The sequence below is a fragment of the Rhodococcus koreensis genome (genome assembly GCF_017068375.1).
In the GTDB taxonomy this organism is placed as follows: Bacteria; Actinomycetota; Actinomycetes; order Mycobacteriales; family Mycobacteriaceae; genus Rhodococcus_F; species Rhodococcus_F koreensis.
Map to the genome: position 1 here is coordinate 210,610 of NZ_CP070610.1, position 14,656 is coordinate 225,265.

Annotated in this window: 12 protein-coding genes and 1 pseudogene; 6 read left to right on the plus strand and 7 right to left on the minus strand. The window is 64.2% G+C overall.

Annotated features, from left to right (window positions below):
• Positions 1-55: 55 nt before the first annotated feature.
• Complete coding sequence (locus tag JWS14_RS41950; RefSeq protein ID WP_095869780.1) at positions 56-622, minus strand: flavin reductase family protein; 567 nt, start codon at positions 620-622, stop codon at positions 56-58.
• 113 nt (positions 623-735) lie between these two features.
• On the opposite strand from JWS14_RS41950, the gene JWS14_RS41955 reads away from it, so the two are divergent.
• A complete protein-coding gene (locus tag JWS14_RS41955; RefSeq protein ID WP_095869779.1) occupies positions 736-1,611 on the plus strand; it encodes a helix-turn-helix transcriptional regulator in 876 nt (291 codons plus the stop codon).
• A 65-nt stretch (positions 1,612-1,676) separates the two neighbouring features.
• Here the strand turns inward: JWS14_RS41955 and JWS14_RS50670 are convergent.
• Positions 1,677-2,249 (minus strand): annotated as a pseudogene (locus JWS14_RS50670) (hotdog family protein).
• A 505-nt stretch (positions 2,250-2,754) separates the two neighbouring features.
• On the opposite strand from JWS14_RS50670, the gene JWS14_RS41965 reads away from it, so the two are divergent.
• From JWS14_RS41965 to JWS14_RS51970, 3 genes are all read left to right on the plus strand, one after another.
• Entirely contained in the window at positions 2,755-3,531 is a 777-nt protein-coding gene (locus JWS14_RS41965) for an SDR family oxidoreductase (protein WP_095869778.1), read from the plus strand.
• 283 nt (positions 3,532-3,814) lie between these two features.
• The gene (locus JWS14_RS41970; protein WP_259376157.1) at positions 3,815-4,753 is read left to right on the plus strand and encodes a cation:proton antiporter domain-containing protein; all 939 of its coding nucleotides are present in this window, start codon (positions 3,815-3,817) and stop codon (positions 4,751-4,753) included.
• Positions 4,683-5,234 (plus strand): cation:proton antiporter domain-containing protein, encoded by a 552-nt coding sequence (locus JWS14_RS51970; RefSeq protein WP_420855175.1) that lies wholly within the window; start codon positions 4,683-4,685, stop codon positions 5,232-5,234. The genes JWS14_RS41970 and JWS14_RS51970 overlap by 71 nt, the downstream gene beginning before the upstream one ends.
• Positions 5,235-5,557: 323 nt before the next feature.
• Here JWS14_RS51970 and JWS14_RS41980 read toward each other — a convergent pair whose 3' ends face one another.
• The 5 genes from JWS14_RS41980 to JWS14_RS42000 all read right to left on the minus strand — a co-directional run bounded on the left by JWS14_RS41980 (position 5,558) and on the right by JWS14_RS42000 (position 12,003).
• Positions 5,558-6,313: a GntR family transcriptional regulator gene (locus tag JWS14_RS41980; RefSeq protein WP_241031749.1), complete on the minus strand. Its 756-nt coding sequence runs from the start codon at positions 6,311-6,313 to the stop codon at positions 5,558-5,560.
• 349 nt (positions 6,314-6,662) lie between these two features.
• A complete protein-coding gene (locus JWS14_RS41985; RefSeq protein ID WP_095869775.1) occupies positions 6,663-7,829 on the minus strand; it encodes a CaiB/BaiF CoA transferase family protein in 1,167 nt (388 codons plus the stop codon).
• Between the two features lies 1 nt (position 7,830).
• Positions 7,831-8,982 (minus strand): zinc-binding dehydrogenase, encoded by a 1,152-nt coding sequence (locus JWS14_RS41990; protein ID WP_095869774.1) that lies wholly within the window; start codon positions 8,980-8,982, stop codon positions 7,831-7,833.
• A 21-nt stretch (positions 8,983-9,003) separates the two neighbouring features.
• Complete coding sequence (locus JWS14_RS41995) at positions 9,004-10,521, minus strand: aldehyde dehydrogenase (protein WP_095869773.1); 1,518 nt, start codon at positions 10,519-10,521, stop codon at positions 9,004-9,006.
• A gap of 111 nt (positions 10,522-10,632) precedes the next feature.
• Entirely contained in the window at positions 10,633-12,003 is a 1,371-nt protein-coding gene (locus JWS14_RS42000; protein WP_206016363.1) for an MmgE/PrpD family protein, read from the minus strand.
• Between the two features lie 559 nt (positions 12,004-12,562).
• Between JWS14_RS42000 and JWS14_RS42005 the strand changes: the two genes are divergently transcribed.
• The gene (locus tag JWS14_RS42005) at positions 12,563-13,837 is read left to right on the plus strand and encodes an MFS transporter (protein WP_241031750.1); all 1,275 of its coding nucleotides are present in this window, start codon (positions 12,563-12,565) and stop codon (positions 13,835-13,837) included.
• A gap of 9 nt (positions 13,838-13,846) precedes the next feature.
• Positions 13,847-14,593, plus strand: a complete 747-nt coding sequence (locus JWS14_RS51420) for a GntR family transcriptional regulator (RefSeq protein WP_275957910.1) — start codon at positions 13,847-13,849, stop codon at positions 14,591-14,593.
• Positions 14,594-14,656 lie beyond the last annotated feature (63 nt).

Consider the following 14,656-nt stretch of genomic DNA (forward strand, 5'->3'; position numbering starts at 1 on the left):
CTGCTCCCATTTGCTGAGCTTGAAACGGGGCTGCACACGGGTGCCGGGATATTGACTAGTCGATCAACGATGGCCACTTCGTCATCCGCTTACGGAGGTCGATCGCCTCACCGTTCTCGGAGAACGTTCCGTCGCCGCGGTGATGGATCTCGCCCGTGCCTCGCTTCGAATCGTCCACCCACACATGCTGGGCCTGGACAATCCAGAGTCCGTAGTCATCGACGAGGCGATCGTCGACGACGCGGCATTCGATATTCGCGAAGCACTCCGCGACGAGGGGGGCCGCAACGGATGCCGATGCCAGCGGGGTGAGGCCGAAACGCTCCCACTTGTCGACGTCCGCACCGGATACGTTCCCGACGTCGACGACCTGCTCAGCGAGTTCGATGGCCGGGATTGCAATGACGCACTCGCGGGTGTCGCGCAGCGTGTCGAAGCTGTAGTCCCACGGGCCGAGCACGAATCCGATGAGACCGCCATGTTGCACGGGCATGTTGAAACCATTTGTCATCAGATTGTCATGCCGTCCGTCGGACGTCGAAATCATGATCACAGGGCCTGGCTCGATCAGTCTGTGCACTTTGGAAATTGGGTACGGGGAGAATTGATCCGGACCAGTCATGCGGTTTTCCTTCCGATCAGGTTGATTACCTATAGTTTTCAGGGTTCAGCTGATGGTCGCGTGGCCCTTTCACACCCCCCTTGGAACTTGACCGGTTGCCTTAGAATCAAGCCATGGCGAGCACTGAGTTGGGGGAATTTCTGCGGGCCCGACGTGCTGCTGCATCACCGGATTCTGTTCCGTTTGCGTCCGCGGGACCTCGGCGAGTGCCGGGGTTACGCCGGGACGAAGTGGCCATGCTGGCCGATGTCAGTCCTGACTACTACCGCCGGCTGGAGCAGGGCCGTGAACGTCACCCGTCCCAAGCGGTCCTCGAGGGGCTCAGTAAGGCTCTGGTTCTTACTTTCGAGGAACGTCGGCACCTCTACTCGCTGGCAGGTGTGGCGTGGCGACTCGACGGTGCCGAGCTTCGCCGGGAGGTCGATCCCGCGTTACTGCGTTTGATGGAGTCCTGGGAGCGCTCCGGCGCGTTCGTACTCGATCCGGTCTTGGACATCTCGGCGATGAACTCCCTGGCGGTGGCGCTGTTCGAACCGTTCGCTGATACGACCAATCTCGTGGAGATGGTTTTCTGTGATCCGGCCGCCCGTGAGTTCTTTGTCGATTGGGAGGAGTCGGCGAAATCAACGGTCGCCAGTCTACGAGCGACCGCCAAGTTCTCCTCGACTCCTCACCGGTTCACCGACCTCATCGCCCGGCTCGAGGCCGGAAGCCCTCGTTTCTGCGAGCTGTGGGCCCGACATGAGGTACAGCCGAAGACTCATGAAGTCAAACAACTGCGCCATTCCACCGCCGGCGAGCTCACGATCGAATTTCACGCATTCGGTGTCCCAAGCGCGCCCGGTCATCAGCTTCTGGTGTACCAGGTCGAGCCCGGCTCGCTCGGCGAGACCCGTCTGCTCGACCTGGCGACACACCGCATCGATGCCGGTGTACGTAGCGCACAGCCCGCTGGGCAGGCGGACCGACCCACCGCGTCAATGGATTAGATACGAAAGCAGGCCGAGCAGCGCCGAACCACCCAGCGGCTTCATCGGGGTCGTGCACTTCAGACTCAAGCCGTGAGGGCGGAGAACCGCCAGTCGAGGACGGACGCGTCGGTGCGGTCGCGGTGTGTGAGAAACACCAGTGAGTGAAGGTGCAGGACCTCACGGTCGCCGAGGGCGTCGGTGCCTTCGACCTGCAGTTCGCCTGTGAGGATGTCGCCTTCGGAGACCGGCCCGGTGTGATCGCAGGAGGTCCAGCCCAGGACCGTTCACCAGGTTCGGGAGGACACGGGTGGCCTGGCCGAGGCGATGCCGATCATGTGCCGCCGTAGACGAGGCGGCCGGCGGCGCTGACCCGTTCGTGGTGGGTGGCGGCGATGTTTGAGCTTGAGCCGCGCCAGTTTCGGGGCGCTCGAGACCATGTCGCCGCTGCCGAACACCGCCCCGAGCCCGGCATCGAAATGCGTGCCCGGCACCCGCGTGCGGTACGCGTCGATGCCGGTCAGCGCCTCATCGACGATCTCAAGGTCGCGTGCGGTCTCGTTCTTCGGGAGCATGATGTTCGCCAGGCCAGGCCAGGCGCACGCGGCGAGGTCGTCCCGTGTCCAGGGGGTGGTCAGCCCGTTCACCCGCACCGACACACTGCCCTCGCGCGTCGGTCTCGGTCACCAGTCGGCGCACGAGGTCGCGGGCCTGCTCCTTGTTTCGGCGGTGACGGAGTCCTCAAGGTCGAGACCCACCCTCCCCTGCGGTCGAGGCCAGCGCCTTGCGCGCCTTCCATTTGTCGGAACCGGGCGCGATCAGCACTGACCGCCGCCGCTTAGCTATCTCATTCACCACAGTCTCCTTCGACACTATTCATCCGGTTGGTTTTTGGTTTGCAGCACGCCTGATGGAGTGAGCGAGAACATGCACTGATCAGTCAAAACATCTACTAACACACAGTTTCATCGGTTGCACTGTGACCGCACCGCTAATCATAGGGAGGATACGTACGGATGAATTGGGTAACGGTTTTGCGGTTTGCCTGGGTGTGGTGCACCTAGGCAAACCGCGGCCTGTTCGCCCACCCCGATCACGCCGACGATGGAATCCGTACCCCGAGGAACCACACCTCGAAACACCACCGTCAAGGAGACACACCCCATGAGCCAGGTCCTGACCGGAACCCCCCTCACCGGCCGCATCGCCGTCGTCACCGGCGCCTCCAGCGGAATCGGCGAAGCCACCGCCGAACGACTCGCCCAACTCGGCGCCAAGGTCGCCCTCCTCGCCCGCCGCACCGACCGCATCACCACCACCGCCAACCGCATCAACGCCGCCGGCGGCACCGCGATCGCCGTCACCACCGACGTCACCGACCGCACCGCCCTGCAAGCCACCGCCGACCGCATCACCACCGAACTCGGCCCCGTCGACCTCGTCTTCGCCAACGCCGGCGTCCAGCTGATCTCCGAAATCGTCGACCTCAAGGTCGACGACTGGGACACCCAGATCGACCTGAACATCAAGGGCGTGATGAACACCATCCAGGCCTTCGTCGAACCCCTCGTCCAGGCCGCCGCCGACGACAAACCCGCCGACCTGATCACCACCTCCTCGATCGCCGCCACCCGCGTCCTCGAAAAGTTCCAGGTCTACTCCGGCACCAAGGCCTACATCAGCCAGCTCACCCGCCTACTGCGCACCGAACTCGGCCGAAAAAACGTCCGCGTCTCCACCATCGAACCCGGCATGGTCGACACCGAACTGCCCGACCACGTCACCGACCCCGACGCCAGCAAACTCATGGCCGACCTGATCGACCAGATCGACGTCCTCCAATCCGAAGACGTCGCCGAAACCGTCGCCTTCCTCACCGCCGTCCCCAAGCACGTCAACCTCACCGAAATCACCATCCTCCCCACCGCACAAGCCATCTAAACCCACCCACACCACCGTTCCCGCCCCCGGGCAACCCGAGGGCGGGAAAGGTCCCCACTGGATCAAAGAGGGACGAACACGACGTGGGTCTCCGACCCTCGTCGTGCAATCTCATTCCGGACCCGCCTCGAGGCGGGTCCGACAACGTCTGTCTGGCGGCCGACCCACACCTTCCGCCAGCGCAGAAAGCACGTACCCCGCAGCACTCAATAGCCATGAGGTGACCATTGCAGTCGATTCAACTACTCGTCGCAGTGCTCGGTACGGTCATCATCTTCACCGTATGGGGCGCTCGGATTCGGATGGTCCAACCGGCCGCCCTGCTGCTCGGTGGCTGCCTACTGGGTTGAACCCGACTATTGCTGCTTTCGAGTTGCCCCCCGAGTGGGTCCTCGTCCTGTTCCTTCCTGCGATCTTGTACTGGGAGGCTCTGACGACCTCTACGCGAACGGCGAGTCGCGATGCCCGCTCTGTGGTTCTGCTGGCGGTCGTGCTCGTGGTTGCCACGACCGCCGCAGTGGCCGCCTGCCTGCATTGGATCCTGGACATTCCGTGGGCGGTTGCGTTCGTCGTCGGGGCCGTGCTTGCCCCGACCGATGCCGCCGCCATTGCCGCGCTGGCTCAGCTCCTACCGCCCCGGTTCATGACGTTGCTGCGAGCGGAGAGCCTGATCAACGACGGGACTGCGCTGGCACTTCTGGCCACCGCCGTCCCGGTCGCGATCGGCGCGCGCCATCTCGATCTGCTGCACATCAGCTGGGCCTTCGCCGCAAGCTATCTTGGCGGGGTGGTGTTCGGTGTCGCGGTCGCCGGGACCGCACTGGTCGCTCACCGGTTTCTCCGAGACTGGATGCTATCGAGTGTGCTCAGCGTCTTGACGCCGTTTGTGGTGTACCTGCTTGCAGAGCAGATACATACCTCGGGTGTCATTGCTGTCGTGACGGCGAGTTTCCTGCTTGCCCGGCGTGGACCGCGTGTAATTCCGCCAGCCACTCGAATGCAAACTCAGCCTTTTTGGTCACTGACTACGTATGTCCTCAATTCGGGACTGTTCGTCTTGGTGGGTACTCAAATCCCCTCCGCTGTAGATGATCTGGCGCCTCAATCGTTGATTGGTAGGGTGGGCAGCGGTTGTCTTGGCCGGTTTCGGCGTGATCGGTTGTCGGCTGCTGTACTTCTACACGATGCCTTCCGTGTTTCGGGCCATCGACCGCCGCGGTAGTCAAGTTTCACGCCGGATCAGTGTGCGTGAGCGTTTTCCGCTCGCATGGTCCGGTGTCCGTGGCGGGGTATCGCTGGCCGGCGCGCTCGCTGTTCCCGACACCACGGCAGATGGGCGTCCCTTCGAGTACAAGAGCCTGATCGTGTTCATCACAGCTGGTGTCATCGTTGTGACCCTGTTCGGGCAGGGCATGTCCCTGCCGCGCGTGATCAAATGGGCCCACTATGACTCCGTCGACGACTCTGCCGGACAGCGGACAGCGGAAATCGCTCTGACCGAGGAAGGGTTGCGGTATGTGACGGACCCGGCTCAGCGCGACACCGCCCCCCCTCCCTGCCGATCGGCTCGACGCCGAGCTTCAGGAGCACCTGCGCGCACTGACTGTCCGGCAGGAGGACCCGGTATCGCTCCAGATACAGATACTGACGATGCGCCGGGCGATCCTCGCTGCCCAGCGCAGTCGGCTTCTGACCATGTTTGAACGACACGAGATCGACGATGCTGTGTTCTTACGGGTCCAGTCGCTGCTGGATACAACCGAGGCGAAACTGAACTCGACGGTGACGTCCTGCCCGGAGGAGCCGAGCGCGAAAAAAACTGTAGCGAACAGCTCTGTGGCAGCGTTTAGTCGTCGAGATGCGCGCGAGGGCGCGCGATGTCGACACTCAATGCGGACTTCGGACGGTTGTACAAGGGGCCAACCAGGGCCACTTACAGCGTCCCAATCGTTCACTCAACAAGGAAATGTGCGGCTCGCCGCCATGCGCTATTACGGCCGCGAGTCACACGTTCACTTCCTCGTGCTCAGGCTCCTCGCCGCCGCAATTCCATGCGGTACGAGTACCGGCGCGGATTGAAGTGAGAGGACGTGAATTCGACGAATTTCCCGTCCGCGTCGTAGTAGAGACGCTCGATTAGCAGTATGGCGTCTCCTGCTTGACATCCGATCAGTTCGGCTTCGTACTCCGGGGCGTTCATGGCGGTGATCTCTTGCCGTGCGCCCATGATCGGCTTGGTGAGCAGTTTTTCTGCCGCCCCGATCACGGTTCCCTCGCCGACCGACGGGACCCCCTCCGCGGCCAGTTTCGCACCGAGGTCGGGTTCGACGTAGTGGCGCGTTAGGACAAAGGGGATCCCCTCAAAGGAACGGCGAACGGTGGCCTTGCTGACCTCGATGTACGGCAATTCCAATCGGGACGCGATGGAGGGCTCGACGACGACCGTGAATGGTTCGATCACCTCGGTGTTCGTGTCGGGCCAGACGATGATTTCGTCGAGGGATCCGATCGAGCGGACGTAGCGGCCCCGGGTGTCCTGTTGGCGGCCGCTCACATAGGTTCCGCTGCCCTGCACGCGGTAGATCAGCCCGTCGGAGAGCAGTATCTGCAGGGCTTCGCGGACCGTGTGACGGCTGACGTTGTGGACCGACTGCAGCACGCTTTCGGTGGGCATCTTCCGTCCGACCGAGTAGACACCGGCCTCGATGTCGGTCCGCAACTTCTCGGCCAGCACTTTGTACGCCGGCACACCACGCTCCGCGGGAGCTACCTTGTTCGTCACCACGGGCCCCTCCTTCTCCCTGATGCGGCCGGCAGGGTTCCATCCACCACACTAGTGCTCGTCCGGATGAATCTTCAACGGGGGCCGCTCCGCATTGGTGATCTACTGCGAAACCAGAGCATTCGTGGCCACAGAGTCCATCTCGACATCTGTAGCTCGAAAATTGATACTGATCAATCGAGTATGGAGGTGTGACCGTTTGCGATCACACCTCCATACTCAGTCCGTCCGGCGCCGGAGTCAGGCCGCCGACGGACTTCCGTCACCAGAACACGGCCGCGATACGGATGTCGGGCTAATCGCGGCGGTACTGGTGTCCCCGCCGCCGCCTGCATGTCGGCGGGGTGCGTCAGGCGGTGGTCGGTTCCACCTCCGTAAGCAGTTCGTCGTTGTGCTCGCCGAGCTGGGGCGCGGAGTCGGTGCGCGGCTCCTCGTAGATGTCGGTCAGGAACGGTGTCCGGATCATCCGACGGCGACCGGCATGCGGATCGTCGATCTCGAGGAACATGCGACGCGCGTCGAGGTGTTGGCACTGGTAGAGCTCGTCGATGGTCTGGGTTTCTCCGGCGGGAAGCCCATGCGCGGCGAAGTGCTCGACGATCTCGCGGCGGGTGCGGGACCGTGTCCACCGTTCGGCTTCTGGGCGGATCACCGATGCGAAGTTCTCGGCCCGGTGAACGACGGAGTCCAGCAGCGGATGGTCGAGCAGGTCGGGCCGCTCGATTGCCACACACAGCCGCCGCCACATCTCATGGGTGGGCAGAATCAGTGCAACATAACCGTCCTCGGCTTCGAGAGCGCCGAGTGGCGAATACCGATCCACCCCGCGCACTCGATGCTCGCCCGTGAAATCCCACAGCATGAGTTCGCGTTCGAGCAGGGACGCCACCGAGTCGTACATGCTCTGATCGACGAACGTACCCGTACCGGACTGGTGACGGCCCTCAAGAGCGGCGAGCACGCTGACGGTGGCATGCACGGCAGTGAAGACGTCCGCGAAACCGGTCACCGTCGGCAACGGCGGGCCCCCCGGTTCTCCGGTCACCGCCATCAGCCCACCAATCGCCTGGATTGCGGTGTCGAAGGCCGGCCGTTCGGCGAATTCACCCCGATGTGTCGACAACCTCCCGTATCCGCTGATGGCGCAGTAGATCAGGCGTGGATTGATCTCCTTGAGCGCGTCGTATCCCACTCCCATGCGGTCGACTGCCCCGGGGCGAAGGTTCTCTACGACGACGTCGGCGGTCGCCGCCAAAGCCAGGTACCGTGCTCGGTCACTCTCCGCGCTCAAGTCCAGGGTGACGGACTTCTTGTTGCGGTTGTAGCTCAGGAACCCGCCGCTCATGGACCCGGTCTCGGTCTGCTCGAGCGGATCATAGATTCTGCGCGGATCGCCGCCGTCGGGCCGCTCGATCTTGATGACCTCCGCGCCCAGGTCGGCCAGCATCATCGCACAGTAGGGGGCGGCGATGTACTGGCCCATCTCGAGCACACGAATGCCGTCGAGGGGCCTCACGTCAGATTCCTTCGGTTCCGTGCGGGACGAGCATCGGCTTGATGTCCTCTTGCGCCCGCATCCGCGTCAGCGCCTCGGTGGCCTGGTCGAGCCGGTACCGGTTCGGGACCAGTGCACCGAAGTCGTACTTGCCGTGCGTGTTCTTCATGAATTCGAGTGCCTTGCGGTACTCGGCGATGTGTCCGGACCAGGTCCCCATGATGGTCAGCTGCTGTCGGGTGATGAAGCCGGGCCGGACCGGGACTTCCTTGCCGGGGCCGTCGATCTGGCCGGTGACCATGTAGCGGCCGCCTTCTTTGATCATTCCCAAGCCTTCCGGGAATGCGGTGCGTGCGCCGGAGAATTCGAAGACAACTTCGGCGCCGTGGCCGCCGAGCAGGTCGCGGACCGCGGCGATTCGGTCTTCGGGTTCGGGGTGTTCGGCGACGGAGACGAGGTCGGTGGCGCCGTATTGCTTGGCGATGGCCAGGCGGTTGTCGGGGGCGCCGATGGTGATGATTCGCCCGGCGCCGAGGTGATCGGCGAGGGCGGTCGCGAACAGACCGAGCGGGCCGGCGCCCTGGATGACGACGGTTTCCCAGGGGTTCATCTTGCCGATGCGCTCGAAGGAGTGCACGACCGTTCGCAATGCGCAGCTGGCCGCTGATGCCCAGGAGGTTTCCACCTCGTCCGGCACGCGCACTCGTCCCGAGTTGGGGAAGACGTAGGCGTATTCGGCGAAGCCGCCGACCAGATACGGGGGACGTTCGCAATTGGTGAACATGTAGTACTGGCGGTTGGTGCACAGGGTGGGCTGGTTGTCGAACCGGCAGTGCTCGCACTGGTTGCATGAGGCGTGGGTGAAGCAGATGCGATCGCCGATCTCGAGCGGTGTACCGAAGGTGTCCCGCTCGGCGCCGTCACCGAATGCGATTACCCGGCCGACCATTTCGTGTCCGGGGATGACGGGCAGATCAAGCGCTTGGCTGCCGCCGAGGGAGCCGTCCCACAGGTGCAGGTCCGATCCGCACACCGTCGCGGCTTCGATTCGGACCAGGAGTGCGCCCGGTTCGAGGGTCTGAGGCACTGGAATTTCGCGGATCTCGAGCGGCTCGCTGTGCTTGGTGAGCACCGCCGCCCGGCTGGTCTTGGGGATGTCGAAGGTGGTAGTCATCAGTTTGTTCTCCTCGTGGGCTCAGCCGAGTTTGAAAGGGTCGCGGCTTTCGCCGGTGAGTTCGACCCAGATGGATTTGGTCTGCAGGTACGCGTCGAGGCCTTCTATGCCGTTTTCGCGGCCGATGCCGCTCTGGCCGAAGCCGCCGTAGGGGACGTTGTTGGCGAGCACACGGTAGGAGTTGACCCAGATCGTGCCGGCCTCGAGGCGGTGCGCCACGCGGTGTGCGCGTTGGATGTCTTTGGTCCACACCGCCGCGGCGAGTCCGTAGGTCGTGTCGTTGCCGATCTGGACCGCCTCCTCTTCCGAGGTGAAGGTGATGACCGACAGCACCGGTCCGAATATTTCTTCCCGTGCCACGCGCATCGAATTGTCGACGCCGCTGAGGATGGTGGGCTGGAAGAAGTACCCGTCGGCCAGGTCGGTGTCTTGCGGACGCTCTCCGCCGCACACCACCGTGGCGCCTTCGCTGACTCCGAGGTCGACGTAGTAGCGAACCTTCTCGAGTTGCTCGGCGAAGGCGATGGGGCCCATTTCGGTTTCGATGTCGAGCGGATCACCCATCTTGATCTGGGGTGCGCGCTGGGCGAGCCGTTCGACGACGGCGTCGCGGATCGATTCGTGGACCAGCAACCGACTTCCTGCGATGCAGGTCTGACCGGTGGCGGCGAAGATTCCTGCCATCACCCCGTTGACGGCCGCATCGATGTCGGCGTCGGGGAAGATGATGTTCGGGGACTTGCCGCCGAGTTCGAGGGTGACCTCCGCGATGTGGTCGGCGGCGCTCTTCATGACCGCGATTCCGGTGGCAGTCGATCCGGTGAAGGTGACTTTGTCCACCCCGGGTTCGGCGGTCAGCGCGGCTCCAGTGGCTCCGGCGCCGGTGACGACGTTGAACACTCCAGGCGGGAAACCGGCTTCATCAACGAGTTTCGCGAACTCGAGGGTGGACGACGGCGTCTGCTCGGCCGGCTTGGCGACAAATGTGCATCCCGCGGCCAGGGCGGGCGCGAGCTTGCTCGCCAGCAGGAACAGCGGGCTGTTCCAGGGCAAGATTGCGGCGACCACGCCGATCCGCTCGCGGCGGGTGTAGGTGAAGAAGTTCGTCTGGGGCGCGGAGATGGTGTCACCGAAAATCTTGTCGGCAGCGCCGGCGAAGAATTCGTAGGTCGCCGGTAGCCCGGCCATCTGGCCGCGTGTCTCGCGGATGACCTTGCCGTTGTCGGTGGTCTCGATGCGCGCGAGCTCCTCTGCTTGGGGCTCGATCAGCGCCGCCAACCTGCGGATCAGGACACCTCGCTGCGCCGCGGACATCGATCCCCACGGCCCGGACAGCGCCCGGCGTGCGGCCTCGACGGCCTTCTTCACGTCGGCCGGTCCAGCGAGTGGTGCAGTGGCCCAGGCCTGCCCGTTGTACGGGTTGACGGTCTCGAAAACCTCACCGGAAATCGCATCGACCCATTCGCCGTCGATGTACATCTTTCGGTGTTGGAGTTCACTGTTTCGTCTCTCGGCGGTGGCAACGACGTTCTCGGTCATAGTGCTCTTTCTCGTTTCACGGCCGGACCGAGTGCCCGGCACTGTCAATTGGGGCCGCGGTATCGGCTTCGAGGTACCGCGCACATCAAGGAGGATGTGGGGATGCTGTCCTCACGTTCCGACGGAGATTCCCGCCAGTGCCGACCGGATCAACGGGTCGACGGAGGACGCCTGCGGCAACGTGGCCACGCTGTCGACCAAGGTCTCCAATTCCTCTGCCACCAACGGAATCTCGGTCGCGAGGCGTTCGGCATTGCGGACGACGCCGTCCATGTGCCACGACAGCATCGCATCGGAGTCCTCGATGGCGTCGTGGACCGTGGTGCCGTCGATCTGGGTCACGGTGGCGTGTGCGGTTTTCGCTGAGCGTCCCGGCTCGGCGACGAGGTCGATCTTGCCGATGAGGTCGAGCACCTGGGGATCGGTGAACTGTTGCAGCAGGTCGTAGGTGATGTCGCCTTGGACGAGACCGGTCGCGAAGGCGAATCTGGCGCTCATGAGTGTCTGTGAGGTGCTGGCGAAGGGCCCCCGCGAGGGCATGCCCGGATAGGTGGCTTCGCGTTCGTTCATCCGCAGCCGGATCGACGCGACCTCGTCGGCGCGGAGACCGGACTCGCGAAGCCGCACCGCGAGCATGGCCGGCGCCTGATTGAACGCACACACCGGGTACGGCTTGAAGGTGACGTCAAGGATGTTCCAGGACCGGCCGAGGTCACGGGCGAGTGTGTCCGCTCCCTCCCGCGATCGCGAGAAGCAGTCGAGGAATCCTGCTTCGGCCTCGAACGCCGTCCGGGACCCCGCGACACCGGTTTCGGCGAGTTGCGCTGCCATCAGCCCGCTCGTCGCCGCGATCCCCGACTGGAAATGCCACTCGTCGGTTCCCGCACCGAACGATTCGGACGTGCCACCCGAGATCGATGCGGCGATCGCCAGTGCGGAGGTCATGCGTTCGCCGCTCAGGCCGCGGATCCGCCCGACGGCAGCGGCGGCAGCCACCGGCCCGAAGACCGCCGTCGCACGAAAGGGCGGGGTGGTCAGGTCCGTGAGCGGCCCCGACAGTGCAATACCCACCTCGTAACCCGCGACAACCGCCGCCAGCAGGGTCCGGCCGTCGACAGCGCTGGACTCTGCGGCCGCCAGGGCTGCGGGGATGACGCTCACTCCCGGATGAAAAGTACCGTGTGTGTCTTCCTGCGCCCGGGCATGCAGATGCACTCCGTTGATGAAGGCCGCCGTCGAGGCCGGATGCCATTGCCCGGTCACCAGCGAGCGGGCGTATCCCTCCAGGTTCGGAGGCGAACTCACTCCAGGGCTGGCCTGCTCGGCCTGTCGACCGAAGCCGGCCGCAGACCCGGCCATCCCCACCGCCAACACGTGGATGAGGCACCCTGTCGTCCGCTCGACGACCGATTGTGGAAGCGCATCGACCTCCAGACCTGCGGCGAAGACACCGAGTCGTTCGGCGATCGTGCTGCCAGACATGCGCACTTCCCTTCCATGATTCGTGGACACGTCAGTTGCGGTTCCTGTGGGAGCCGCCCGCGGACGCGGATCCGATCCCCGCCGTCGCCACAATTTGTCCGTATGACTTGAGACACTATTGCGAAGTCTTGCATCTGTCAATCACGACGCGAACCGAAACCGAACCCTTCCCATTCCGCCCATGGACTAGACGCCAGTGGGCATTAAATAGCCAGTTCACAGCATTTTCTTCGGCCAGTTCCCGCCCAGCGGCCGGCCCGCAACTTTTAAGGGGTTGACGCAAGCACCGACCCTGACTAGCTTCAAGTCATCCGTACAACTGTGGCTTACTTCACTGCGAGCTGCCAGGCGGAGGATCATGGGCGCGCCAAAAGACCGATCAGATTCCCGCAGGACCAAATTCACGTCGTGGCGAAAGAAGTCCACGACGCTTCCCGAGGAGACCTCGATGACGAACCCACCCCCTGTATCGCCGTTACCCCCCACGATTGCGGGAGATGCACCGACGACTGATGCGCTGACCTCATCGGGGACGCTGGCACCCCAAGTGTCTCGACGCGTGGCCGTCGCCGCGGGCATCGGCCACTTCCTCGAGTGGTTCGACTTCGCGGTGTACGGGTTTCTGGCCGCGACCATCGGGGCGCTGTTCTTTCCGTCCGGGAACGCCACTACGTCGCTGTTGGCCTCCCTCGCCGTTTTCGGCGTCGCGTTCCTCTTTCGTCCGCTCGGGGGGCTGCTGATCGGGGCTTTCGGCGATCGCGCCGGTCGCCGTGCGGCGCTCTCACTCGCAATCGTCGTCATGGGTATCTGCACCATCGGCATCGGCATCCTGCCGACCTACGCCACGATCGGCCTTGCCGCTCCCGCTCTTCTGGTGCTCCTTCGGTGCGCCCAAGGATTCTCCGCGGGTGGCGAGTACGCCGGCGCAGCTGCCTTCCTCGTCGAATATGCACCGGCCCGCCGACGCGGGCTGTGGAGCAGTGTGGTCTCCGCCGGCGCCGGCATCGGGGTCATGGCCGGGGGTGCGGTGACCTTGCTGCTGACCACCCTGCTGTCCGACGACCAGATGACGACCTGGGGTTGGCGCGTCCCCTTCCTCGTCGCCGGCCCGCTGGCCGTCCTCGGCCTCTACGTCCGGCTCCGGCTCGAGGACACTCCCGTATTCCAGGAGCTCCAGCGCGCTCACGAGGTCGAGCACGCCCCCCTGCGCAACGCCGGCAAGCACAGCCGATCCGGAATCCTCCTGGTGTTCGTCTGCACCGCGGTGACCGGCCTCGGCTTCTACTACCTTGCAACCTTCGTGGTCACCTTCCTCACTGTCGAGGTCCACATGACCAAGACCGCCGCCCTCGAACTCGCGGTGCTCGGGTTGCTCATCTACTCGCTCATGTGCCCCGTGGCAGGGATGATCGGCGACCGTATCGGTCGCCGACGCACGATGCTGCTCGGCGCCGGTGGCATTGCTCTGACCGCCGTCCCCTGCTTCGTTCTGCTCTCGACCGGCACCTGGTACCTCGCCCTGATCGGCCTGGTGATTTTCGCGGCCTTCGAGGCCCTGGCCAATGTCATGCTCGGCGTTCTCATGGTCGAGCTCTTCCCGGCCCGACTGCGGGTGACGGGTAGCTCGATCGGCTTCAACGTCGCGCAGGCCCTCATCGGCGGGCCCGGCCCGTTCATCGCCACCGCCATCGCAGCTGCCGCAGCGCTCATCGTCGCGCCCGCTCTCTACCTGGTCGCGATTGCAGCGCTGTCGTTCGTGCTTCTGCTGCGGTATCTGCCCGAGACCCGCGGGGTGTCGCTGTTCAGCGAGGAAGCACCCTCCGCGAGGAAATGACAGACAGGCGTGATTGTGGAGACGCATTCGTATCTCAGGCGTCCCGCGTACCGGCTCGTCGCCGAACAACTTCGGCGGCGAGCCGAACGCGGTGAGTACGCCGTGGGTGACAAGCTGCCCACCGAAGACCAACTTCGGCAGAGTTTCGGCGTCAGCAGACACACGATCCGGCAAGCGATCGGTCACCTGGTCGAGGAGGGCATGGTGCACCGCGTCCAGGGCAGTGGCACGTACTTGATTGGGCACGAGACGAACTCAGGTCGCTACCAGCGTGCAATCGGATCGCTCGACGAAATCATGAGCTGGCCCGGCACCACCACCCGGTTACTCGAGCCTTTCCGACGGGGAGTGAGCGAGCCCGCGATCGCCCGCCACCTCGGTGCGGATATCTCAGACGTCCGCTGCGCACTCGTCCAACGCTGCTACAACCATGCGCCTTTCGCTTTGACCCGGCACTACATGGTTTCCTCATTGGCGGACAACGTGATCGAGCGGGGACTGTGGGAGACCGACAGCACGATCATTCAATCGGCAGAGCGATTACTACCCGAGAGCATCGTCTCCGCAACTCAGAATATCCACGCCACCCAAGCCGAGGAGGCGGAGAGCGAACTGATCGGATGCTCGGCGGGAGACGCCGTCTTGCTCATCGAGCGGCTGTACCACGACGCCGGGGGGCGGCCGGTCGAGTTCACCACCTCGCGACTCAATCCCCGCCGCTACAGCTACCGGATGGACCTGCGCCGGAGCCGCTGATGGGGGCCCACGATCCGTGCCCGGTGTGCTACTGGGCCACCACGAAGCGATAGGCGCGACCAT

Coding starts and splice junctions, on each gene's coding strand:
- JWS14_RS41965 (WP_095869778.1), top strand. CDS start 2,755: ATGAGCCAGGTCCTGACCGGAACCCCCCTCACCGGCCGCATCGCCGTC.
- JWS14_RS41970 (WP_259376157.1), top strand. CDS start 3,815: ATGGGGCGCTCGGATTCGGATGGTCCAACCGGCCGCCCTGCTGCTCGG.
- JWS14_RS41990 (WP_095869774.1), bottom strand. CDS start 8,982: ATGACTACCACCTTCGACATCCCCAAGACCAGCCGGGCGGCGGTGCTC.
- JWS14_RS41950 (WP_095869780.1), bottom strand. CDS start 622: ATGACTGGTCCGGATCAATTCTCCCCGTACCCAATTTCCAAAGTGCAC.
- JWS14_RS42000 (WP_206016363.1), bottom strand. CDS start 12,003: ATGTCTGGCAGCACGATCGCCGAACGACTCGGTGTCTTCGCCGCAGGT.
- JWS14_RS41995 (WP_095869773.1), bottom strand. CDS start 10,521: ATGACCGAGAACGTCGTTGCCACCGCCGAGAGACGAAACAGTGAACTC.
- JWS14_RS41955 (WP_095869779.1), top strand. CDS start 736: ATGGCGAGCACTGAGTTGGGGGAATTTCTGCGGGCCCGACGTGCTGCT.